This is a genomic window from Gordonia sp. NPDC003376 (assembly GCF_053589235.1).
Map to the genome: position 1 here is coordinate 266,929 of NZ_JBSFRM010000002.1, position 21,401 is coordinate 288,329.

At 69.7% G+C, this 21,401-nt stretch carries 17 protein-coding genes; 10 read left to right on the plus strand and 7 right to left on the minus strand.

The window, feature by feature from the left end:
* A complete protein-coding gene (locus ACWDUA_RS03480) occupies window positions 1–2,097 on the plus strand; it encodes a DEAD/DEAH box helicase (RefSeq protein WP_449749713.1) in 2,097 nt (698 codons plus the stop codon).
* Window positions 2,094–2,624, plus strand: coding sequence for a nitroreductase/quinone reductase family protein (locus tag ACWDUA_RS03485; RefSeq protein WP_449749592.1), 531 nt, complete (start codon window positions 2,094–2,096; stop codon window positions 2,622–2,624). Before ACWDUA_RS03480 ends, ACWDUA_RS03485 begins: the two co-directional genes overlap by 4 nt.
* Here ACWDUA_RS03485 and ACWDUA_RS03490 read toward each other — a convergent pair.
* Window positions 2,588–3,559 (minus strand): hydrogen peroxide-inducible genes activator, encoded by a 972-nt coding sequence (locus ACWDUA_RS03490; protein WP_449749593.1) that lies wholly within the window; start codon window positions 3,557–3,559, stop codon window positions 2,588–2,590. The genes ACWDUA_RS03485 and ACWDUA_RS03490 overlap by 37 nt on opposite strands.
* 135 nt (window positions 3,560–3,694) lie before the next feature.
* Between ACWDUA_RS03490 and ACWDUA_RS03495 the strand changes: the two genes are divergently transcribed.
* Window positions 3,695–4,282, plus strand: a complete 588-nt coding sequence (locus ACWDUA_RS03495) for a peroxiredoxin (RefSeq protein WP_449749594.1) — start codon at window positions 3,695–3,697, stop codon at window positions 4,280–4,282.
* Between the two features lie 11 nt (window positions 4,283–4,293).
* Window positions 4,294–4,827 carry an alkyl hydroperoxide reductase gene (locus ACWDUA_RS03500; RefSeq protein ID WP_449749595.1) on the plus strand — a complete coding sequence of 178 codons (534 nt, stop codon included), beginning with the start codon at window positions 4,294–4,296 and terminating at the stop codon, window positions 4,825–4,827.
* A gap of 158 nt (window positions 4,828–4,985) precedes the next feature.
* Here ACWDUA_RS03500 and ACWDUA_RS03505 read toward each other — a convergent pair whose 3' ends face one another.
* Entirely contained in the window at window positions 4,986–6,215 is a 1,230-nt protein-coding gene (locus tag ACWDUA_RS03505; protein ID WP_449749596.1) for an aminotransferase family protein, read from the minus strand.
* Between the two features lie 72 nt (window positions 6,216–6,287).
* Between ACWDUA_RS03505 and hrpA the strand changes: the two genes are divergently transcribed.
* Entirely contained in the window at window positions 6,288–10,301 is a 4,014-nt protein-coding gene (gene hrpA, locus ACWDUA_RS03510) for an ATP-dependent RNA helicase HrpA (protein ID WP_449749597.1), read from the plus strand.
* Here the strand turns inward: hrpA and nrdR are convergent.
* Window positions 10,275–10,784, minus strand: coding sequence for a transcriptional regulator NrdR (gene nrdR, locus ACWDUA_RS03515; protein ID WP_449749598.1), 510 nt, complete (start codon window positions 10,782–10,784; stop codon window positions 10,275–10,277). The genes hrpA and nrdR overlap by 27 nt on opposite strands.
* A gap of 24 nt (window positions 10,785–10,808) precedes the next feature.
* Window positions 10,809–11,465, minus strand: coding sequence for a LysM peptidoglycan-binding domain-containing protein (locus ACWDUA_RS03520; protein WP_449749599.1), 657 nt, complete (start codon window positions 11,463–11,465; stop codon window positions 10,809–10,811).
* A gap of 181 nt (window positions 11,466–11,646) precedes the next feature.
* Between ACWDUA_RS03520 and lexA the strand changes: the two genes are divergently transcribed.
* The gene (lexA, locus tag ACWDUA_RS03525) at window positions 11,647–12,447 is read left to right on the plus strand and encodes a transcriptional repressor LexA (protein WP_449749600.1); all 801 of its coding nucleotides are present in this window, start codon (window positions 11,647–11,649) and stop codon (window positions 12,445–12,447) included.
* A gap of 160 nt (window positions 12,448–12,607) precedes the next feature.
* Here the strand turns inward: lexA and ptsP are convergent, their stop codons facing one another.
* Window positions 12,608–14,275, minus strand: a complete 1,668-nt coding sequence (gene ptsP, locus ACWDUA_RS03530) for a phosphoenolpyruvate--protein phosphotransferase (RefSeq protein ID WP_449749714.1) — start codon at window positions 14,273–14,275, stop codon at window positions 12,608–12,610.
* Window positions 14,276–14,455: 180 nt separating this feature from the next.
* Here ptsP and ACWDUA_RS03535 point away from each other — a divergent pair, with 180 nt between their 5' ends.
* From ACWDUA_RS03535 to ACWDUA_RS03550, 4 genes are all read left to right on the plus strand, one after another.
* A complete protein-coding gene (locus ACWDUA_RS03535; protein WP_449749715.1) occupies window positions 14,456–15,226 on the plus strand; it encodes a DeoR/GlpR family DNA-binding transcription regulator in 771 nt (256 codons plus the stop codon).
* Window positions 15,223–16,236, plus strand: coding sequence for a 1-phosphofructokinase family hexose kinase (locus ACWDUA_RS03540; RefSeq protein WP_449749601.1), 1,014 nt, complete (start codon window positions 15,223–15,225; stop codon window positions 16,234–16,236). Before ACWDUA_RS03535 ends, ACWDUA_RS03540 begins: the two co-directional genes overlap by 4 nt.
* A gap of 9 nt (window positions 16,237–16,245) precedes the next feature.
* Window positions 16,246–18,363: a PTS fructose transporter subunit IIABC gene (locus tag ACWDUA_RS03545; protein WP_449749602.1), complete on the plus strand. Its 2,118-nt coding sequence runs from the start codon at window positions 16,246–16,248 to the stop codon at window positions 18,361–18,363.
* A gap of 85 nt (window positions 18,364–18,448) precedes the next feature.
* The gene (locus ACWDUA_RS03550) at window positions 18,449–18,709 is read left to right on the plus strand and encodes an HPr family phosphocarrier protein (RefSeq protein WP_449749603.1); all 261 of its coding nucleotides are present in this window, start codon (window positions 18,449–18,451) and stop codon (window positions 18,707–18,709) included.
* Window positions 18,710–18,805: 96 nt separating this feature from the next.
* On the opposite strand, the gene hflX is transcribed toward ACWDUA_RS03550, so the two are convergent.
* Both hflX and dapF read right to left on the minus strand, forming a co-directional pair.
* Complete coding sequence (hflX, locus tag ACWDUA_RS03555; RefSeq protein WP_449749716.1) at window positions 18,806–20,257, minus strand: GTPase HflX; 1,452 nt, start codon at window positions 20,255–20,257, stop codon at window positions 18,806–18,808.
* Between the two features lie 197 nt (window positions 20,258–20,454).
* Window positions 20,455–21,390 carry a diaminopimelate epimerase gene (dapF, locus tag ACWDUA_RS03560; protein ID WP_449749604.1) on the minus strand — a complete coding sequence of 312 codons (936 nt, stop codon included), beginning with the start codon at window positions 21,388–21,390 and terminating at the stop codon, window positions 20,455–20,457.
* Window positions 21,391–21,401 lie beyond the last annotated feature (11 nt).

Consider the following 21,401-nt stretch of genomic DNA (forward strand, 5'->3'; position numbering starts at 1 on the left):
ATCGCCGATCCACTCGCACCCGTACCCGGGGACGACGACGCCGCGTTCGACCGGTTCACCGAATGGTGGTCCGGGCGCGGCATCGAGTTCTATCCGCACCAAGAGGACGCGCTGCTCGAGCTGATCTCCGGCAACAACGTCATCCTGGCCACCCCGACCGGATCGGGGAAGTCGCTGGTGGCCTCCGGGGCCATCTACTTCGCCCGCTGCCATGGCCGGCGCGCCTACTACACCGCCCCGATCAAGGCCCTGGTCAGCGAGAAGTTCTTCGATCTGTGCGATCAATTCGGCGCCGACTCGGTGGGTCTGCTCACCGGCGACGCCGCGGTGAACGCCGACGCCCCGATCATCTGTGCGACCGCGGAGATCGTCGCCAACCTCGCGCTGCGCGACGGCACCGGCAGCGACATCGGGGTACTGATCGCCGACGAGTTCCACTTCTACGGCGAACGTGACCGCGGCTGGGCATGGCAGGTGCCGCTGATCGAACTGCCCGACACCCAGTTCCTGCTGATGTCGGCAACCCTCGGTGACGTCTCGTTCTTCGTCGACGACCTCACCCGCCGCACCGGACGTCCGACCCGCGAGATCACCGGCGCCCAACGCCCGGTCCCGCTGGAGTACGCCTACGCGCTGACCCCGATCCACGAGACCATCGAGGACCTCATCGACCGTGGCCGGGCACCGATCTACGTGGTGCACTTCACCCAGGCGGCCGCCGTCGAACGAGCCCAGGCGCTGTTGTCGGCGCGGATCTGTGACAAGGCCGAGAAGGCTGCGATCGCCGAGGCCATCGGCGACTTCCGGTTCAGCACCGGCTTCGGCTCCACCCTGTCGAAACTGCTGCGCGCCGGGATCGGGGTCCATCACGCCGGGATGCTGCCGCGGTATCGCCGCCTCGTCGAGCGCCTCGCCCAGCGCGGGCTGCTGAAGGTGGTGGCCGGCACCGACACCCTCGGCGTGGGGATCAACGTGCCCATCCGCACGGTGCTCTTCGCCGGGCTCAGCAAGTACGACGGCACCCGGGTGCGTCGGCTGCGCGCCCGTGAGTTCCACCAGATCGCCGGACGCGCGGGCCGCGCCGGCTTCGACACCATCGGCTACGTCGTCGCGCAGGCCCCCGAGCACGACGTGGAGAACGCGCGCGCCGTCGCCAAGGCGGGCGACGACCCGAAGAAGTTGCGCAAGCTGGTCCGCAAGAAGCCCCCTGAGGGGTTCGTGTCGTGGGGCGAGAAGACCTTCTACGCGCTCACCGAGGCCCCCGACGAGCCGCTGCGTTCGCATTTCCAGATGACCACCGCGATGCTGCTCGAGGTGCTCGGCCGCCCCGGTGACTGCTTCGTGGCGATCCGCCACCTGCTCGAGGACAACCACGAGCCGCGGGACCGGCAGCTGCGTCACATCAAGCACACCATCGCGGTCTACCGCGACCTGCGCAATGCCGGGATCGTGGTACGCCTCGACGAGCCCGACGAGGACGGTCGTCACGTCGCACTGTCGGTGGACATGCCGGAGAACTTCGCGCTGACCAACCCGTTGTCGGCGTTCGCACTCGCGGCATTCGAACTGCTCGACCCTGCGTCGTCGACCTATGCCCTGGACGTGGTGTCGGTTCTGGAGTCGACGCTCGAGGACCCGCGGCCGGTGTTGCTCGCCCAACGCAAGGTGGCCCGTGATGCCGCGATCGCCGAGATGAAGGCCGACGGCGTCGACTACGAGGAGCGGATGGCCCGGCTGGAGGAGATCTCGTGGCCGCGCCCGTTGGCCGAGGAGATCGAGTACGCCTTCGGCGTGTACCGCCGTGGGCATCCGTGGGTGTCGTCGTTCCCGCCGAAGCCGAAGTCGGTGCTGCGGGAGATGCTGGAGAAGGCGATGACCTTCACCGAGCTCATCTCCGCCTACGGTCTCGCGCGCAGCGAGGGCATCGTGTTGCGCTACCTCACCGACTGCTATCGCGTACTGCGGCAAGGGCTTCCGCTGGCCGTGGCGACCGACGAGATCGAGGACATCACCGACCGGGTCGGGCAGATGGTGCGCGAGGTGGACTCGAGCCTGCTCGACGAGTGGGAAGAACTCGCGAACGCCGGTGACCGATGAGGTGCGCCGATCCGATCGCGCGTCGGGTGCCGCTTCGCGCCGCCGGTCCGCCGCGACGCCCCGTTGGCCGGCCCCTGCCCGTGATCGGCTGGTTCGAGCAGGGTCCGGCGTCGGTCGGCGGATGGCCTGCGGTCGACGACCCGCCGGCCGCCGCCCTGCCGACGACCGGCGACGGCGCGGGCGACCTCGCCGCCGACCGGACGGTGGTGATCGTGACCGCAGCCGACGACACGTCGGGTGAGCTGCGTCAGACGCCACTCATGCGGATCGAGCACGACGGTGTGTACGCGGTGGTCGCCGTGCGCGAGGACACGCCACGCGAGGCCGGCTGGTACCGGGTGCTGCTCACCGAGCCGCGGGTGCAGGTGCGCGACGGCGACCACGTCGGCGAGTACATCGCGCGCGAGGTGTCCGGTGCCGAGCGGAAGCTGTGGTGCGATCGTGCGGTGGCGGCGTGGCCGGCCTTCGCCGACCATCTTGCCGCCGCCGATCACCTCTTCCCGGTCTTCGTCCTCGAACCGGCCTGAACCGCCACCGGCGCGATCGCGCCACCCCGGTCCACGAGGTCGGTGATCACCGCGGCGAGTCGTCGGTAGGATTCCTCCCGACCCGACGACGCCCGGAAGACCAGCCCGATCCGTCGTCCCGGTCGCGGCCTGGTGAAGGTGGCAGTCGCCAGTTCTCCACTGGCGGTTTCGGATTCGACGGCGGTGGCCGGGATCAGGGTCACCCCGAGTCCGCCTTCCACGCACTGCACCGCGGTGGCCAGCGACGCCGCTCGCGTCTGCCCCAGATCGGGCGACACCCCCGCCAGCCGGCACACCTCGAGTGCCTGGTCGCGGAGGCAGTGCCCCTCGTCGAGCAATAGCAGCGGCAGGTCGGCGAGGGTCGAGGGGTCGACACGACGTCGCCCCTCCAGTGGATGACCAGAGGGCAACGCGAGTACGAAATCCTCGTCGTACATGGGGATCTCGGCGATTCCGGCAGTCTCCGCGGGCAGTGCCAGCACGGCCACGTCCAGGCTTCCGTCACGGAGCGCGGCGAGCAACCGTGCGGTCTGGTCCTCCACCACCTGCAGCCGGATGTCCGGCAGCGCCGCGGCGATCCCGCGCAGGACCGTGGGCAGGACATAGGGCGCGACGGTGGGGATGAGCCCCAACCGGATCGGCCCGGTGAGCGGATCGTCCGCCCCGGCGGCAGCGGCGAGGAAGTCGTCGGCGGCGTCGGTGATGGCGATCGCCTTGCCGAGCAACGACTGGCCTTCGGGCGTCAAGAAGACACGCCGGGTGGTGCGTTCGATGAGTTTGATCCCCAGACCCGCCTCGAGCCCCGCGAGGGACTGCGACAGTGAGGGTTGACTCACTCCGAGTTCGGTTGCGGCCGAACCGAAATGATGAGTTCGAGCAAGAGCGACGAAGGCACGGAGTCCGGCCAGACCGGGCTGATAACTTTTATCAGGCATACCTATCAGTATAGTGCCAATCATCACGTTTCACTTTCACCGATCTGAGCGCACAATGGAGGGGTCATCGAAACGACACGTCGTCGTAGATGTACGACCGTGCCGGAAAACACCACGAAGGAGCGAGAGCACACCATGGCTTTGCTGACGATCGGCGACCAGTTCCCCGCCTACAACCTCACCGCGGTGATCGGCGGTGACCTGTCCAAGGTCAACGCCCAGCAGCCCGACGACTACTTCACCACCGTCACCAGCGACGACCACCCCGGCAAGTGGCGGATCGTGTTCTTCTGGCCGAAGGACTTCACCTTCGTGTGCCCCACCGAGATCGCCGCCTTCGGCAAGCTGAACGACGAGTTCGCCGATCGTGACACCCAGGTGCTCGGCGCTTCCGTCGACAATGAGTTCGTCCACTTCCAGTGGCGCGCACAGCACGAGGATCTCAAGACCCTCCCCTTCCCGATGCTGAGCGACCTCAAGCGCGAGCTGGTCGAGGCCACCGGCGTGCTCAACGCCGACGGTGTCGCCGACCGCGCGACCTTCATCGTCGACCCGAACAACGAGATCCAGTTCGTGTCGGTCACCGCAGGCTCGGTCGGCCGCAACGTCGACGAGGTGCTGCGCGTGCTCGACGCCCTGCAGTCCGACGAGCTGTGCGCCTGCAACTGGCGCAAGGGTGACCCGACCATCGACGCCGGCGAACTGCTGAACGCCAGCGTCTGAGAGGAACATTCATGAGCATCGACAACCTCAAGGAAGCCCTTCCCGAATACGCGAAGGACCTCAAGCTCAACCTCGGCTCGATCAGCCGGACCACCGCGCTGAACGAAGAGCAGTTGTGGGGCACCCTGCTGGCCACCGCCGCCGCCACCCGTAACGCGAAGGTGCTCTCGGAGATCTCCGACGAGGCCGCCGACAACCTGTCGGCCGAGGCCTACAACGCCGCCCTGGGCGCCGCGTCGATCATGGGCATGAACAACGTGTTCTACCGTGGCCGCGGCTTCCTCGACGGCAAGTACGACGACCTCCGTCCGGGTCTGCGGATGAACATCATCGGCAACCCCGGCGTCGACAAGGCCGCCTTCGAGCTGTGGTCGTTCGCGGTCTCCTCGATCAACGGTTGCGGACACTGCGTCGCCGCACACGAGAACACCCTGCGCGAGGCGGGCATCGAGCGTGAGGCGATCTTCGAGGCCCTCAAGGTCGCCTCGATCGTCGCCGGCGTCGGCCAGGCCATCGCCACCACCGAGGTGCTGGCCGGAGCCTGATCCCCCGCCACACCGATTCGGCCGCGCCCGGCACCCGGAGAACCCGGATGCCGGGCGCGGCCGCTTCTGTCGTGAAGACCCGCCCGACCCGCGCAGGACGGCTCGACTCAGGACAGGGCTCGACTCAGGACAGGGCTCGACTCGGGACAGGGCTCGACTCAGGACAGGGCCGCACCCATCCGGTCGGCGAGTTCGTCCACCTCTTCGGTGGTCATCACGAACGCGGGCGAGATCTGCAGTGCCCCCTGGCCCGCCGCGCGTCCGCTGACGCCGTGCCGACGCAGCGCGAGGACCATCTCCGGCCCCCGGGACGGATCGGCCAGCTGCACCGCGCTCACGACACCCAACCCGGTACGCACCTCGGCCACCGCGTCCAGACCGGCCAGCGGCGCCAGCGCCTCCGCGAGATCGGACTCGAGCCGGCTCGCCTCGGCGAGCAGTCCCTCGCGTTCGATGATGTCGAGGTTGGCCATCGCCGCCGCGGCCGCACCGGCATGACCGCCGTAGGTGTAGCCGTGCCGCCACCACACCCCGCCGCCGAAGAACGGCTCTGCGATGTGGGGAGCGATGTACACCGCACCCATCGGGACGTATCCCGACGTCAGCCCCTTGGCCGTGGTCATCAGATCGGGCTGCAGGTCGAATCGGGTCGACGCGAACCAGCTGTCACCACCGATCCGGCCGAATCCGGTGACCACCTCGTCGGCGACGAACAGCACGTCGTGATCGCGACAGATCTGGCGGATCTCGGCGAGGTATCCGGGCGGCGGCAGGTACACCCCGCCGGCCCCGATGATGGGCTCACAGAAGAACGCCGCGACCCGGTCGGCGCCGACCCGCTCGATCAGGCCGAGCAGACTCTTGGCGTCGTCCCAGTCGACGGTCTGGGTGTCGTGCATGAGTTCGCCGTAACCCTCGTGGTTGACCGGGATCCCGGCGAGGGACGTCCCGGCCACGTGCATGCCGTGATAGGCCTTGGTGCGCCCGACGAGCAGGGTCTTCCCGGGACGTCCGCGCTCCACCCAGTAGCGGCGCGCGAGCTTCGCGGCCGTGTCCACCGAGTCGCTGCCGCCGGAGGTGAAGAAGATCTTCGAGCCGGGCACCGGCGCGAAGGCCGCGAGGCGGTCGGCGAGCGCGTCGGTGACATCGGCGGTCAGGTCACCGAAACCCGAGTAGTGCGCCAGGCGACCGAGCTGGGTCGCCACTGCGTCGCCGATCTCGGTGCGCCCGTGACCGACGTTGGCGAACCACAAACCCGCGGTCGCATCCAGATACTCGTTTCCGTCGAGGTCCCAGACGCGGGTGCCCTTCCCGTGCGTCAGGACACACGGTCCCGTCGACGACACCGCACCCATATCCGCGAACCCATGCCACAGCGAACCAACCATGGCTCCATCATGCCGGGGGTCACCGGGCGACGCGGGGCCGGGCGACGCCGGTCCCATATCCTGGACACCATCATGGGATCAGCAGGAACCGAACCGGATCGCGGGGTCCCGAATCGCGAGGACCCCGCGCCGCATACCCGACACACACAGTTCGACCGACGCGGCTTTCGTGACCGCATCGGCGCTGTGACCCTCGCCGACGAACACTCCCTGCGTCGACGCCTGGACAGGCTCGGCCGCTCTCCCGCACCCGAGAAGGTCGCCGGCCTCGAGCGCGCCGTGACCGCCGCCGAGAAGCGCCTCGCCGCCCGTCGCGCCGCGGTACCTGTCCTGGAGTTCCCGCCGGAACTGCCCGTCTCCGATGCGCGCGACGAGATCGCCGCGGCCATCGCCGCCCATCAGGTCGTGGTGATCGCCGGCGAGACCGGGTCGGGCAAGACCACACAGCTGCCCAAGATCTGCCTCGAACTCGGCCGCGGTGTCCGCGGCGCGATCGGCCACACCCAGCCCCGCCGTATCGCGGCCAGTTCGGTGGCACGACGCATCGCCGACGAGACCCACACCAGCATCGGCGACGCGATCGGATACTCGGTCCGGTTCAGCGACCGCTCCGGTGCCGACACCCTGGTCAAGGTGATGACCGACGGCATCCTGCTGCGCGAGATCGCCTCGGATCCGATGCTCCGCCACTACGACACGCTCATCATCGACGAGGCGCACGAGCGCAGCCTGAACATCGACTTCATCCTCGGCTACCTGCACCGGCTGCTGCCGCGCCGCCCCGATCTCAAGGTGATCATCACCTCGGCGACCATCGAACCCGACCGATTCGCGCGGCATTTCACCACCGCCACCACCGAGGTGCCGGTGCTCGAGGTGTCCGGCCGGACCTACCCGGTCGAGGTCCGGTATCGGCCGCTGACACTGCGTGACGGAGCCGATTCCGGCAGCGAAGAGGGTGGTGGCGAGCATGCCGACCTCGACCTGTTCCAGGGAATCGACGCCGCGATCGGCGAGCTGTGGGGAGCCCACGGGCGCGGCGACATCCTGGTGTTCCTGCCCACCGAGCGTGACATCCGCGAGGCCGCGTCGACGCTGTCGCGACGTGTCGCCACCGGGGCCGAGGTGGTCCCGCTGTACGCACGACTGTCGATCGCCGATCAACACAAGGTGTTCACGCCGTCGGACGGCCGTCGGATCGTGTTGTCCACCAACGTCGCCGAGACCTCGTTGACGGTGCCGGGCATCCGGTATGTGATCGACTCGGGCACCGCTCGCATCTCCCGCTACGCTACGCGCACCAAGGTGTTGCGCCTGCCGGTGGAACCGGTGTCACAGGCCAGTGCCCGCCAGCGCGCCGGCCGCTGCGGCCGTGTCGCCCCGGGTGTCTGCATCCGGCTGTACTCCGAGGACGACTTCGACGCCCGTCCCGCATTCACCGACCCGGAGATCCTGCGCGCCAACCTCGCGTCGGTCATCCTGCAGATGGCGTCGTTGCGTCTCGGCGACATCGCGGCATTCCCGTTCGTCCAGCCTCCGGACGCGCGATCGGTGCGCGACGGCATGGCCGTGCTCACCGAACTCGGTGCGATCGTCCCGGCGGACAGGGGGTCCGGTGACGACAAGGGTTCCGGTGACGAGGTGTCGCGAGGCCCCCGGCTCACCACCGTGGGCCGCTCCATGGCCCGCATCCCGGTGGATCCGCGGATCGCCCGCATGCTGGTCGGTGCTCACGAGGAGGGCTGCCTCGACCACGTGCTGGTGATCGCGGCCGCCCTGTCGATCCCGGATGTGCGTGAGCGACCCGCCGAACACCGGGAGGCCGCCGACGCCTCGCACCGCCGGTTCGTGGTGCCCGGATCGGAATTCCTCGGCTACCTCGCCTTGTGGCGGCACCTGAATGAGCAGCGGAAGCAGTTGTCGGGCAACCAGTTCCGCCGCACATGCGAGCGGGAGTTCCTGCACTATCTCCGCATCCGGGAGTGGCAGGACCTGCACCGCCAGCTCCGTGGCATCGTCGACGATCTCGGGTGGGAGATACCCGAGACCGAGCAGAATCCCGATGCGATCCACCGGGCGATCCTCGCCGGGCTGCTCGGCAACATCGCCGCCCGCAACACCGAGGGCCGTGAGTACACCGGCGCCCGGAACACCACGCTGCTGATCTTCCCCGGCTCCCCGCTGTCGAAGAAGCCGCCCGCCTTCATGATGGCCGCCGAGATCATCGAGACCTCACGGCTGTTCGCGCACACGGTGGCGTCGATCGATCCCCTGTGGGCCGAACGGCTGGCCGGCGATCTGGTCAAACGCACCTACAGCGAACCGCACTGGTCGAACAAGCGCGGCGCGGCGATGGCCTACGAGCGCGTGACGCTCTACGGTGTGCCGCTGGTCGCCAGACGTCGGGTCGACTATGGGCCGGTCGACCCGGTGACCGCGCGCGACCTCTTCCTGCGCCATGCGCTCGTGGAGGGTGACTGGCACACCAATCATGGGTTCTTCCAACGGAACCGGACCCTGCTCGACGAGGCCGCCGACGTCGAACACCGCGCACGGCGACGCGATGTCGTGATCTCCGAGGACCAGCTGTTCGAGTTCTACGACCAGCGGGTGCCCGCCGAGGTCACCTCTGCCCGACACTTCGACTCGTGGTGGAAGGCCGCCCGCCGCGCCACCCCGGATCTGCTCGACCTCACCCCCGCCGACGTGGCGGCCGACGTCAGCGTCGCCGACACCGACTATCCCGGGGTCTGGGCCCAGGGCGACACCCGCCTGGAGCTGCGGTACAGGTTCGAGCCCGGCGCTGCCGACGATGGTGTCACGGTGGTCATCCCGGCTCCCCTGCTACCCCACATCCGCAACGCCGGTTTCGACTGGCTGGTCCCGGGGATGCGGGAGGAACTCGCCACCGAGCTGGTCAAGACGCTGCCCAAACAGCTGCGCAAGACGATGGCACCCGCGCAGCGCTTCGCCACGCTCGCGCTGTCCCGCCTCAAGCCGCGCTCCGAACCGTTGGTGCGCGGGCTCGCACGCGAGCTCGCCGAGATCACCCGGCACCGGGTCCGTCCCGAGGACTTCGACATCGACCGCGTCCCGGCGCACCTGCGGATGCACTTCGCCCTCGCCGACCCGACGGGGAAGATCACCGCACGTGCAGACTCGCTGGCCGAATTGAGTGGTGCCACACCATCTCCCGCTGCCATCGCGCCGGCCGTGCGGCACACACGCTGGACCGCTGACGGTATCGGCACACTCGCCGTCGACGAGACCGTCCGTGTCGCCGGACAACAGCTGACCCGATATCCGACGCTGCGCGTCGCCGGCGATCCGGCCCGTCCCCACGGCGTCGAGGTCACCGCCGCGGCATCGACCGACGAGGCGGCGCGGCTGCACCTCCCGGCGGTGATCACCCTGCTCGACGCCGCGATCCCGCCACTGAGCGCCAAGGCGTCGTCGGGGCTGGACCCGGCGGGCCGGCTGGCGTTGAGCCAGAACCCCTATCGCGAGTCGGCGCAGTTGTTCGCCGACTGCACCCGACGTGCCATCCGCGACCTCGTGTCCGCGGACGCGGCCCTCGCGGTCCGCGACCCGGCCGCGTTCGAGAAGATGGTCGCGACATTGCGTCCACGGGTGACCGCGGTGGCCCCGGAGTATCTGCGACTGGCGGTTGATGCGCTACGCGAGGTGGCGCCCCTGCGTCGCGTGATGGACACCCACTCCGGTCAGGTACCGGCCGACGACGTCGCCGAACAGCTGGAGAACCTGATCTTCGACGGATTCGTGCTGGCCACACCGCACACCCATCTCGAGGATCTGCCACGGTACCTGGCGGCGGCACGGTCACGACTGGAGCAGTTGCCCGCATCCGCGGCCCGCGATCACGACGCGATGGCCAGTGTCGACCGGGTGATCGCCCGGTGGAATCAGCGCCTCGAGCAGGTGCCGGAACCGCGCCGCGACCGAGTCAACGAGCAGGCCCACTGGATGGTCGAGGAACTGCGGGTGGGGTTGTTCGCCCAACGTCTGGGCACGCGGTATCCGGTGTCGGAGAAGCGGGCGCTACGAACCCTTGACCGACTCGGCTGAGACGGCGCCGTTGACCCCGACCGCATCCCCGTGGCGAGAGCGTTCGTCGCGCAGGTCGTCGATCTCGCGCTGGAAGTCCTCGAGCGAATCGAACGACCGGTAGACCGATGCGAAGCGCAGATAGGCGACCTCGTCGAGGTCGCGCAGCGGCTTGAGGATGGCAAGACCGACCTCGTTGCTGGGGATCTCGGCGGCACCGGAGGCGCGGACCGCCTCCTCGACCTGCTGGGCGAGCTGGGCGAGGTCGTCCTCGTCGACGTGGCGCCCCTGGCAGGCCCGCCGCACGCCGCGCATGACCTTCTCGCGGCTGAACGGTTCGGTGACGCCATTGCGCTTCACCACGGCGAGCACGGCGGTCTCCACGGTGGAGAAGCGGCGGCCGCAGGAACTGCACGAACGTCGTCTACGGATCGCCTGCCCCTCGTCGGCGACACGCGAGTCGATGACCTTGGTGTCTTCGTTTCTGCAGAACGGGCAGCGCATACCACGACAATACCGTCCCACCGGTCAGCGGTAACGCGGCGTCAGCAGTGGTTGCCCGACCTGGAGACCGCTGCCCGCCATGTCGTTGAGCTCGACGATCTCGTCAATCACCACCCGGGTCGGCATGTCCGGGGCCACCCGGGCGGCGATCGATCCGAGTGACTCCCCCGCCCGGACGTGCACCACCTGGGTGGAGACCGGAGACGGGACGGCGGCACGCTGGTAGTCCGAGCCGGCGATCGCGACGATCCACACCAGCATCGCGAGCGCGGCACCGGTCATCACCGCGACCGCGGTGGTGCGACGCCGACGATGGACTGCCGACAACACACCCCTCGACGCGGTGGACACCGGGACCCGCACCGGGTCGGCACAGGCCACACGGCCGGCCCCACCGCGCATGGCACCGGCACGACCCGCCACCACACGGCCACGACTCCGGATCTCGGCCGCGGCGCGGCGCTCGCCGGTGTGGGGTTCGCCGAAGCCGCGGGGCTGGACACCCGCGCGGGTGCCCTCGACCTCGCCCGGGTGCCCGAGCGCACCGCGGCCGCCGGGACGCCGACCGACGGGGTGACGATCGGCGCCGCGGACCCCTGCCGCAGGTCGCGGTACGGCGGCGACGGATATCCGGTCGGTGGGTGTGCCCACCCGACGTTCGGTTGTCAGGGTTGTCTGCATGAGAGAGAGCCTCCCGTTTCTCGATCACGCGTTCGATGAACTGTTGTTCGAAGTTCTATCACGGAGCTCTGACGAATGTCGTGGAAACACCTCGAACAGGTGTTTGAGGTTGTCGGGAACGTGGGATAACCTCGACCACAGAGATGCCGACGCGGGGCGGCACGGAAAGGACACGTACGCGATGAGTGACAAGACGCGGCGCGCGGCCGGGTCGTCGGGCGCGAAGTCGAGGGCCGGGTCGTCGAAGGCGGGGTCGCCCAAGGCGGCGTCGTCGAGGGCGGGATCGTCGAGGACCGGGGCGTCGAGGGCCGCGGCCGACCCGGATGCGATCGATCCGGTCGTCATCGAGGCCACGCTGACCCAGCGTCAGCGCGAGGTGCTCGAGGTGATCCGCCGGTCGGTCCGCGAACGCGGGTACCCGCCGAGCATCCGGGAGATCGGTGATGCGGTGGGTCTCAACTCGACCTCGTCGGTGGCCCACCAGCTGCGCACCCTCGAACGCAAGGGCCTGCTCAAACGCGACGCCAATCGGCCGCGTGCGGTCAACGTGCAGGACAACCAGATCGACCCGAATCCGTCGGACGACCCGACCGCGGCCGGTCTGCCCACCCCGGCATTCGTCCCGGTGCTGGGCCGGATCGCGGCCGGCGGACCGATCCTCGCCGAGCAGGCGGTGGAGGATGTCTTCCCGCTACCGCGCGAGCTGGTCGGAGACGGATCGCTGTTCATGCTCAAGGTTGTCGGCGAGTCGATGGTCGACGCCGCGATCTGCGACGGCGACTGGGTGGTGGTCCGTCAGCAGAATGTGGCCGACAACGGTGACATCGTCGCCGCGATGATCGACGGCGAGGCGACCGTCAAGACCCTCAAGCGGGGCAACGGCCAGGTGTGGCTGATGCCCCACAACGAGCTCTTCGACCCGATCCCCGGCAACACCGCCGTCATCCTCGGCAAGGTCGTCACCGTGATGCGCCGGGTCTGACACCCGGCTGAGTCGCCTCGACGAGAACCGCCTCCCGGAATCGCATCCCGGAAGGCAGTTCTTCAGACGGCGTCATCGTGCAGCGGTTGTCGCACAGGGATTCCCACACCGTGATTCACGGCCTCGCGGTTGTCACACGCGATGCACGGCCGTGCGGTTGTCAGCCCGCCAGGACCGCGGCTGCAGCCGCTCGCGCGTCGGCAGCCTGCGAGGTCGCCAGGGCCGCCCGTGCCGCGTCGCGGCATTGCGCCAGCGACACCTGCCCCAGCCGTGCACCGACACCCGCCGCCGCGACGGGGGCACTCGACAACGAGCTGACGCCCATCCCGACCAGGACGCAGGCGAGGAGCGGATCCGCGGCCGCCTCGCCGCACACCCCGACGGGTTTTCCGGCATCGGCCCCGGCCCGGGCCACACCCTCGATGAGGTGCAGCACGGCGGGCTGCCACGGATCGGTGAGCTCGGCGAGCTCGGCCGACATGCGGTCGGCGGCCATCGTGTACTGGGTCAGGTCGTTGGTCCCGATCGAGACGAAGTCCACTTCCGCGAGCACCGCCGACGCCAGGATCGCCGCCGACGGGATCTCGATCATCACCCCCGCGATCATTCCTCGCGCACGCACTTCGGCGGCGAACTCCGCGGCCTCGGCCGGACCGGCGATCATCGGTGCCATCACCCGCGCGGTGGCACCGGACTCGTGCGCGGCCCGGGCGATGGCATCGAGCTGGTTCATCCGGATCTCGGGATGGGTTGCGGTGAGCCGGTTTCCGCGAATACCCAGCGCGGGGTTCGCCTCGGTGTCGTGGTCGACGAACCGCAGCGGCTTGTCCGAACCGGCGTCGAGCGTGCGGATCACCACCTTGCCACCCGGGAAAGCGTCGATCACCTCGCGATAGAGCGCCGCCTGCTCGTCGATCGTCGGCTCGTCGGTGCGGTCGAGGAAGGTCAGTTCGGTGCGGAACAGGCCGATGCCCTCGACCGGATATCCGGTCGCCGCGCGCGCGGAGACCCCGTCCGCGACATTCGCGAGCACCGCCACCTCGTGACCGTCGGCCGTGCGGCCCGGTCCCGACCATGCGGCGACGACCTCGGCCTGCCGGCGGCTCGTGGCCACCGCCGCCTGCGCGGCGGCCGGAGCCGGCTCGATCTCGACGGTGCCCGTGGTGCCGTCGACGAGCACGGTGGTACCTGCCGCCACGGCACCGAGTCCGGGCACCGCCACGACACACGGGATGCCGAGCTGGCGGGCGATGATCGCGGTGTGGCTGGTCGGTCCGCCCAGTCGGGTGACCAGGGCGGTGACGAGCGCGGGATCGAGACCGGCGGTGTCGGCGGGGGCCAGGTCGTCCGCGAACAGCACCGACGGCGAGTCCGGTACCGGGACACCGGGTTCCGGGAGCTCCAGGACCTCGGCGATCACACGGTCGCGGACGTCCTCGAGGTCGGTGACGCGCTCGGCCATCACACCCCCGAGGGCGGTGAACATCTCGGCGAACTGGGCGGTGGCCCCGCTCGCGGCGAGGGCTGCGGGAGCGCCGTCGGCGATGCGCTTGGCCACTGCGCCGGTCCAGCCGCGGTCCTCGGCGAGCCCTGCCGTGGCGATCAGCACCTCGGCGGCCGCCCCCGAGGCGTGTGAGGCCCGGTCGCGAAGTCGCGCGGCCACCGCCGCTGCCGCCGCGGTGAACCGGGCCTGTTCGGCGCCGCGGTCGGCCTCGCCCACCTCGGTTCGGGTCTCGAGGTCGCCGGCGGGCCCGATGCGCACCCCCGCCCGGACCACCGGCCCGTATGCGATTCCCCCGACCACCGGAGTGCCCTGCAGCGACTTCATCGCCACCTCGTCCTTCAGCTGATTCACGACCGTGCCCTTTCACTCTGCACTCGTCTTGTGATCGAAGTTACAAGAAAAGCTTGACTTGTCAATACGTTCAGGCGTAAACACAGATATATCAACACCGATAACCACTTATATCCACAACCCTGGTGAGTGGCGTCACTCGATCGGAGCAACGTGTACGCGGAAGAACGACAGCGGGCGATCGCCGAACAGGTGAGCACGCACGGCCGGGCGTCGGTCAGCGACCTCGCCGAACAGTTCGACGTCACCGGCGAGACCGTTCGACGGGATCTGGCGATCCTGGAGCGCGGCGGACACCTCACCCGGGTCCACGGCGGTGCCGTGCGACCGGACCTCGCCCAGATCGGCGACGAACAGGGCGTCGCCGAGCGCGCGTCGAGCAGCTCGGCCGAGAAGGCGGCGATCGGCCGCGCGGCGGTCCGGTTCCTCCCACCGGACGGGGGTTCGGTGATCGTCGACGCGGGCACGACGACCTATCAGGTGGCACTGCATGTCCCGCAACAGCGGCGACTGACCCTGGTGACCAACAGCATCCCGGTCTCGGCGGTGATGACGGCACTCCCCGACTGCACCCTGCAGCTCATCGGCGGCCGGGTCCGCGGCGTCACCCAGGCGGCGGTCGGCGCGGACGCGGTGTCGCGCCTCGAGCGTCTGCGGGCGTCGGTCGCGTTCATCGGTGCCAACGGACTCAGCGAGGGCCTCGGGCTGTCCACGCCCGATCCCGAGGAAGCCGCGGTCAAGTCGGCCATGGTCCGCGCCGCACGGAAGGTGGTGGTCCTCGCCGATTCCTCGAAGATCGGCCGGGAGGATTTCATCTCCTTCGCCGATCTCGACGAGATCGACGTCCTCGTCACCGACGGCGGGATAGACCCGGCGTTCTCGGCGGCACTCGTCGCCCACGGTATCGAGGTCGTCATCGCATGATCGTCACCCTCACCGCACATCCGAGCCTCGACCGCACTCTCGAGATCACCGGCCCTCTCCTGCGCGGGGAGGTGCAGCGGGCCGTCGATGTCCGCAGCGAACCCGGCGGCAAGGGCATCAACGTCTCCCGGGTGATCGCCGAGAGCGCCATCCCGACCCGCGCCATCCTGCCCGCCCACGACGGCGATCCGCTGCTGGCCGCCCTCCACGGCGTCGGGCTCGAGATCGACGCCGTCGGGGTCACCGGCGACGTCCGCACCAACATCACGATCGCCGAGACCGACGGCACGACCACCAAGATCAACGCACCCGGACCGACGTTGGACGCCGACGCCGCCGACGCGCTCACGGCCCTGCTGCTCGATCGCGCCGCCGACGCCACCTGGGTGGCGTTGTGCGGTTCGCTCCCGGCCGGCGTCCCCGACGACTGGTACCGCACCCTCGCCGATGCCCTCGCCCCCCTGGGATGTCGCGTCGCGATCGACACCTCGGGCGCCCCGCTGACCGCGGCCGTGACGGGGCCGGTCGACCTGATCAAGCCCAACGAGACCGAACTCGCCGAGGCATGCGGTCTCGATCCGGCCGCGATGCGTGATGCCGTCGCCGGTGGCGACCTCGGTCCCGTCGTCGACGCGTCCCGGGTGATGGCCGAGCGGATCGGCGGCAGCGTACTCGCCACTCTCGGTGCGACCGGCGCGATCCTGACCACCACCCGTGGCAGTTGGTTCGCCGCACCCCCACCGATCGTTCCCCGCAGCACCGTCGGTGCCGGCGACTCGTCGCTCGCCGGTTACCTCATCGCCGCGACGCGCGGCGACGACGAGCCCGGCCGGCTGCGATCGGCGGTCGCCTATGGTGCCGCGGCCACCGCGCTTCCCGGCACGCAGCCGCCTCGCCCCGAACATCTGGACCTCACCCACGTCTCGGTGACCGGCCTGGCGACATCCACGGCGCCGACCGGATCACCCGTCCCGACAATCCCGACCCCCACGGGTCTCTCCCCGCAGTAAGGAAAACCCATGTCCGAACCGATCATCACCGCCGCCACGGTGAGCCTCGACGTCGACGCGGGTGCCGACCCGTCGTCGGTGATCACCCACCTCGCCGAACGGCTGGGTGCCGCCGGGCGCACCACCGACGTCGGCGAGCTCGCCGATGCCGCCCTGGCCCGGGAGTCCAAGTCGGCCACCGGCCTCCCCGGCGGTATCGCCATCCCTCACGCCCGTGTCGCGTCGGTGACGCAGGCGAGCCTGGCCATGGCCCGGCTGTCGGCACCGGTGGACTTCGACGCCCCCGACGGCCCCGCCGACCTCGTCTTCCTGATCGCCGCACCCGAGGGCGGTGCGGCCGAGCACATGAAGCTGCTCAGCTCGCTGGCCCGCGCGCTCGTGCGCCCCGACTTCGTCTCCGCACTGCGGGCGGCGAAGACCGACGCCGACATCGTCGCCCTCGTCGACGATGCCATCGCCCCCGCCGCGGCGCCCAAGGCAGCGGCGACATCCACGGCAGCGGCAGCACCCACGGCGGCCACACCCACGCCCGCCGCGCCCGCGGCCGGCAGTGCCACCGCACCCGCGACACCCACCGTCACGGGCAAGCCCGCCGACGGCAAGCGCCTGTCGATCGTCGCGATCACCGCGTGTCCCACCGGAATCGCGCACACCTACATGGCCGCCGACGCCCTGCGCTACGCCGCCGAACGCGCAGGCGTCGACTTCCACGTCGAGCCGCAGGGGTCGTCCGGCACCACGCCGTTCACACCCGACGTGATCGCCGGTTCCGATGCCGTCATCTTCGCCACCGACGTGGGCGTCAAGGGCAAGTCCCGTTTCCACGGCAAGCCGGTGATCGCCTCCGGCGTCAAGCGTGCGATCAACGAGCCCGACACCATGATCGCCGAGGCCGTCGCCGCCGCCGGGAATCCGCAGGCGGCCGTCGTCCGCGGGGGCGACGGCGACGAGGCGGACGGGCAGGCCACCGGCTCGGGGGAACCCGGCCTGGGCAAGCGAATCCAGCAGGCCCTGATGACCGGCGTCAGCTACATGATCCCGTTCGTCGCGGCAGGCGGTCTGCTGATGGCCCTCGGCTTCCTGCTCGCCGGGTACGAGATCGCCAACAAGACCGTCGACTCGTCGATGAGCGACGCCACCTACTACGCCCTGCACAGCAGCCTCTGGGATCTGCCACCGGGCGGACTCGGCCAGTATCTGGGTGCGGTGAGCTTCGCGATCGGCAATCTCGCGCTCGGACTCGCGGTACCGGTGCTCGCCGGGTACATCTCGTTCGCGATCGCCGATCGTCCCGGTATCGCACCCGGATTCGTCGCAGGCCTGGTGTCCCTGGCCGTCGGCGCGAGCTTCATCGGCGCCCTGATCGGAGGCCTGCTGGCCGGCGTGGTGTGCCTCTGGATCTCCCGACTTCCGTTGCCGCAGTGGGCTCGTGGCCTACAGCCGGTGGTGATCATCCCGCTGTTCGGTTCGATGATCATCGGTGCGGTGCTGTTCATGTTCCTCGGCAAGCCGTTGGCCTGGATCACCGAGCAGATGACCTCGGGCCTCAACAGCATGAGCGGCGGTTCGGCGATCGTCTTGGGCATCGTGCTCGGCCTGATGATGTGCTTCGACCTCGGCGGTCCGGTCAACAAGACGGCCTACCTGTTCGCGACCGCGGGCATCGCCGACACCGCCACCGCCGGTGCCGCCCAGTACGAGATCATGGCCGCGGTGATGTGTGCGGGCATGATCCCGCCGCTGGCCCTGGCGCTGGCCTCCACCGTGCTGCGACCGCGTCTGTTCAGCGAGCCGGAACGTGAGAACGGCAAGGCCGCATGGCTGTTGGGTGCGTCGTTCATCTCCGAGGGCGCGATCCCGTTCGCCGCGACCGACCCCTTCCGCGTGATCCCGTCGATGATGGCCGGCGGCGCCCTCTCCGGCGCCCTGATCATGGCCTTCGGCGTGGAGCTGCGGGCCCCGCACGGCGGTATCTTCGTGTTCTTCGCGATGAACGCCTGGTGGTGGTTCCTCGTCTCGCTGGCGGCGGGCACGGTGTTGTCGGCGATGTGCGTGATCGCGGCCAAGCAGTTCGGTCACACTCGTGCTGCGGTGTCCACCCCGGACCTCGAGGCGGTGCCGGCCTGAGCGATCACCCGACCCTAGACATCCCCCGCAACCCGCTCGACCCCTTCCACCCGCTCGACCCCTTCCACCCGAGGAGCCAGAAACCATGCCCAGCACCACCGTTGCCGTCGGATCGGCCGTCGGTCTGCACGCCCGTCCCGCCACCATCATCGCCGACGCCGCGGCCGGCGCAGCCGTCCCGGTCACCCTCTCACTCGAGGGCGGAGACCCCGTGGATGCGGGCTCCGCGCTGATGATCATGACCCTCGGCGCCGAGAAGGGCACCAACATCGTGGTCAGCGCCGATGACGCGGAGGTCCTCGCGACCATCGCGGAGCTGGTCGCCAAGGATCTCGACGCCGAGTAGCGGACGCGCGCCCGGCCGAGACGCGAAGGCCGCCCATCCGGGTTCATCCCGAATGGGCGGCCTTCGTCGTCGGCGGGATACCGAGGGGCCTAACTGTCAGGTGGCGGCGGGCTCGACAGCGAGCACGGCGAGTTCGCCGGCCAACGCCTCCGGGACCCGGACGCGCAGGATGCTGCCGTCGGCGTCGTGGTCGGCCGACAGCACCTCGCCTTCGCGGTGGATCCGGGAGATCACGTCACCGCGGGTGAACGGCACCGCCAGGGTCAGCTCGACATCGGATCGGCGCACGTGGTCACGGACGCGCTCGAACAGCTCGGGCAGTCCTTCCCCGGTGCGGGCGGAGACGAACACCGCGCCGGGGACCGCGGCGCGCAACTCGGCCATGCGCAGTGCATCGACGGCGTCGATCTTGTTGATCACCAACAGTTCCGGAGGCGGTGTGGCGCCGTCCTCGGCGACCACCTCGTTGATCACCTGACGGACCGCCGCGATCTGTTCAAGCGGGAACTGGTCGCTGCCGTCGACGACGTGCAGCAGCAGATCGGCGTCGACGACCTCCTCCAGGGTCGACCGGAACGCCTCGACGAGCTGGGTCGGCAGATGCCGGACGAAGCCGACCGTGTCGGTGAAGACCACCTCGCGGCCGTCGTCGAGGGTGGCACGGCGGGTGGTGGGGTCGAGGGTGGCGAACAGCGCGTCCTGGACCAGCACACCCGAGCCGGTCATCGCGTTGACCAGGCTCGACTTGCCGGCATTGGTGTACCCGGCGACGGTCAGCTGCGGCACCGAACCGCGGTGGCGGGCCGCCCGCTTGGTCACTCGCGCGGTCTTCATCTCGCGGATCTCGCGACGCAGCTTGGCCATCCGTTCACGGATGCGACGGCGGTCGGTCTCGATCTTGGTCTCACCCGGGCCACGCAGGCCCACACCGCCATTGCTGCCGGCGCGGCCACCGGCCTGTCGGGACATCGACTCACCCCAACCACGCAGACGCGGGAGCATGTACTCCATCTGCGCCAGCGACACCTGCGCCTTGCCCTCGCGGGAGGTGGCGTGTTGGGCGAAGATGTCGAGGATCAGGGCGGTCCGGTCGATCACCTTGACCTTGACCACCTTCTCCAGCGCGGTCAGCTGTGCCGGGGTGAGCTCACCGTCGCAGATGACGGTGTCGGCGCCGGTGGCCCGGACGATGTCGTGCAGTTCCTCGGCCTTGCCCGAACCGATGTAGGTGGCCGGGTCCGGTGTCTGGCGCCGCTGGATCACCGCGTCGAGGACTTCTGAGCCCGCGGTCTCGGCGAGGGCGGCGAGTTCGGTCATGGCCGCGCGCGCCTGTGCCGAGGTACCGGTGGTCCACACGCCGACCAGCACCACGCGTTCGAGGCGCAGCTGCCGGTACTCGACCTCGGTGACGTCGGTGAGCTCGGTGGACAGGCCCGCGACCCGCTGCAGGGATGCGCGGTCGGAGAGCTGCAGTTCGCCGGTGGTCGGATCGTCGGAACGGTGCGTGGTCAGCCCGTGCAGCCCGGCCAGGGCGGTGTCCCGGTCCATGGGGTCGTGGTCTGCGGGGCCGTGGTCTGCGGGGTCATGGTCTGCGGGGCCATGGTCTGCCGGACCATTCGGGTCGTGCGGGACGGTGTCCCCGTACCGGGCGTCGTCACGGTCGGGTCTGTCGGTGTTCGAAAGATGAGTTGATGTCGTCATACGCCTTCCATGATCGCATGAGTCAACGTCGTCGAGCACCTGATTTAGTCCCCGGCGACGCCGGCCGTCACCGCCGCGGTGGGGATCGCGGTGGCGGTCCAGCCCGGCCGGAAGTGTCCGTCGGCGACCAGCGCCGACGGTCCGCGCAGCCACGCGTCGTCGGCCAGGATGCGGATCTGCACGCGTCCGCCGGGCACGTCGATGGTGATCTCCCCGGTGGATTCGCCGCGGTGGGCGAACCCTGCGGCCGCCGCCGCGACCAGTCCGGTCCCGCAGCTGCGGGTCTCGCCGACGCCGCGTTCGAAGACCCGCATCCGGGCATGCAGGCGGCCGTCCACCTCGGCGGGGACGGTGAGCAGTTCGACATTGGTGCCGTGTGGGAACACCACGGCATCGATCTGGACACCGGAACCGAAGTCGACGGCGGCCAGACCGTCTGCATCGAGCCCGGGGACCACACAGGCCAGGTGCGGGTTGCCCACGTCCACCGCGACGCCGCGGTACACGTCGGTCCCGACGGTGACCGTCGAGTCCACACCGAGCCGGGCGGGACCCATCTGCACGCTGACGTCGGCGTCCCGTGCGTCGAACGAATGCACGATCACCGGCCGAGCCCCGGCGCGTGAACCGACGGTGAACTCGTCGGTGCCGGCGAGCCCGGTGGCGCGTAGGTGATGGGCGAAGACCCGGACCCCGTTGCCACACATCTCGGCGATCGAGCCGTCGGCGTTGCGGTAGTCCATGAACCAGTCGTCGGGCGACACCCCGGGGGGCAGCCCGTCGAGGGTGCCCGCGGCGACCAGGGCACCGGCGCGCGAGACCCGGAGCAACCCGTCGGCACCGATCCCCCGCTGCCGGTCACAGATCGCGGCGACCACCTCGGTGGGCAGGTCGAGTTCGGCGGCCGGATCGGTGAGGATCACGAAATCGTTCTGGGTGCCGTGTCCTTTGACGAACTCCCACGCCTGATCGCTGTTCACCCACCCAGGGT

Bases quoted from the DNA above. Each gene is read 5' to 3' on its own strand.
- ACWDUA_RS03490 (WP_449749593.1), bottom strand. From the start codon at position 3,559: ATGCCTGATAAAAGTTATCAGCCCGGTCTGGCCGGACTCCGTGCCTTC.
- ACWDUA_RS03520 (WP_449749599.1), bottom strand. From the start codon at position 11,465: ATGCAGACAACCCTGACAACCGAACGTCGGGTGGGCACACCCACCGAC.
- ACWDUA_RS03505 (WP_449749596.1), bottom strand. From the start codon at position 6,215: ATGGTTGGTTCGCTGTGGCATGGGTTCGCGGATATGGGTGCGGTGTCG.
- ACWDUA_RS03550 (WP_449749603.1), top strand. From the start codon at position 18,449: ATGCCCAGCACCACCGTTGCCGTCGGATCGGCCGTCGGTCTGCACGCC.
- hrpA (WP_449749597.1), top strand. From the start codon at position 6,288: ATGGGATCAGCAGGAACCGAACCGGATCGCGGGGTCCCGAATCGCGAG.
- hflX (WP_449749716.1), bottom strand. From the start codon at position 20,257: ATGGACCGGGACACCGCCCTGGCCGGGCTGCACGGGCTGACCACGCAC.
- nrdR (WP_449749598.1), bottom strand. From the start codon at position 10,784: ATGCGCTGCCCGTTCTGCAGAAACGAAGACACCAAGGTCATCGACTCG.
- ACWDUA_RS03495 (WP_449749594.1), top strand. From the start codon at position 3,695: ATGGCTTTGCTGACGATCGGCGACCAGTTCCCCGCCTACAACCTCACC.
- ACWDUA_RS03540 (WP_449749601.1), top strand. From the start codon at position 15,223: ATGATCGTCACCCTCACCGCACATCCGAGCCTCGACCGCACTCTCGAG.
- ACWDUA_RS03485 (WP_449749592.1), top strand. From the start codon at position 2,094: ATGAGGTGCGCCGATCCGATCGCGCGTCGGGTGCCGCTTCGCGCCGCC.
- ptsP (WP_449749714.1), bottom strand. From the start codon at position 14,275: ATGAAGTCGCTGCAGGGCACTCCGGTGGTCGGGGGAATCGCATACGGG.
- ACWDUA_RS03545 (WP_449749602.1), top strand. From the start codon at position 16,246: ATGTCCGAACCGATCATCACCGCCGCCACGGTGAGCCTCGACGTCGAC.
- ACWDUA_RS03500 (WP_449749595.1), top strand. From the start codon at position 4,294: ATGAGCATCGACAACCTCAAGGAAGCCCTTCCCGAATACGCGAAGGAC.
- lexA (WP_449749600.1), top strand. From the start codon at position 11,647: ATGAGTGACAAGACGCGGCGCGCGGCCGGGTCGTCGGGCGCGAAGTCG.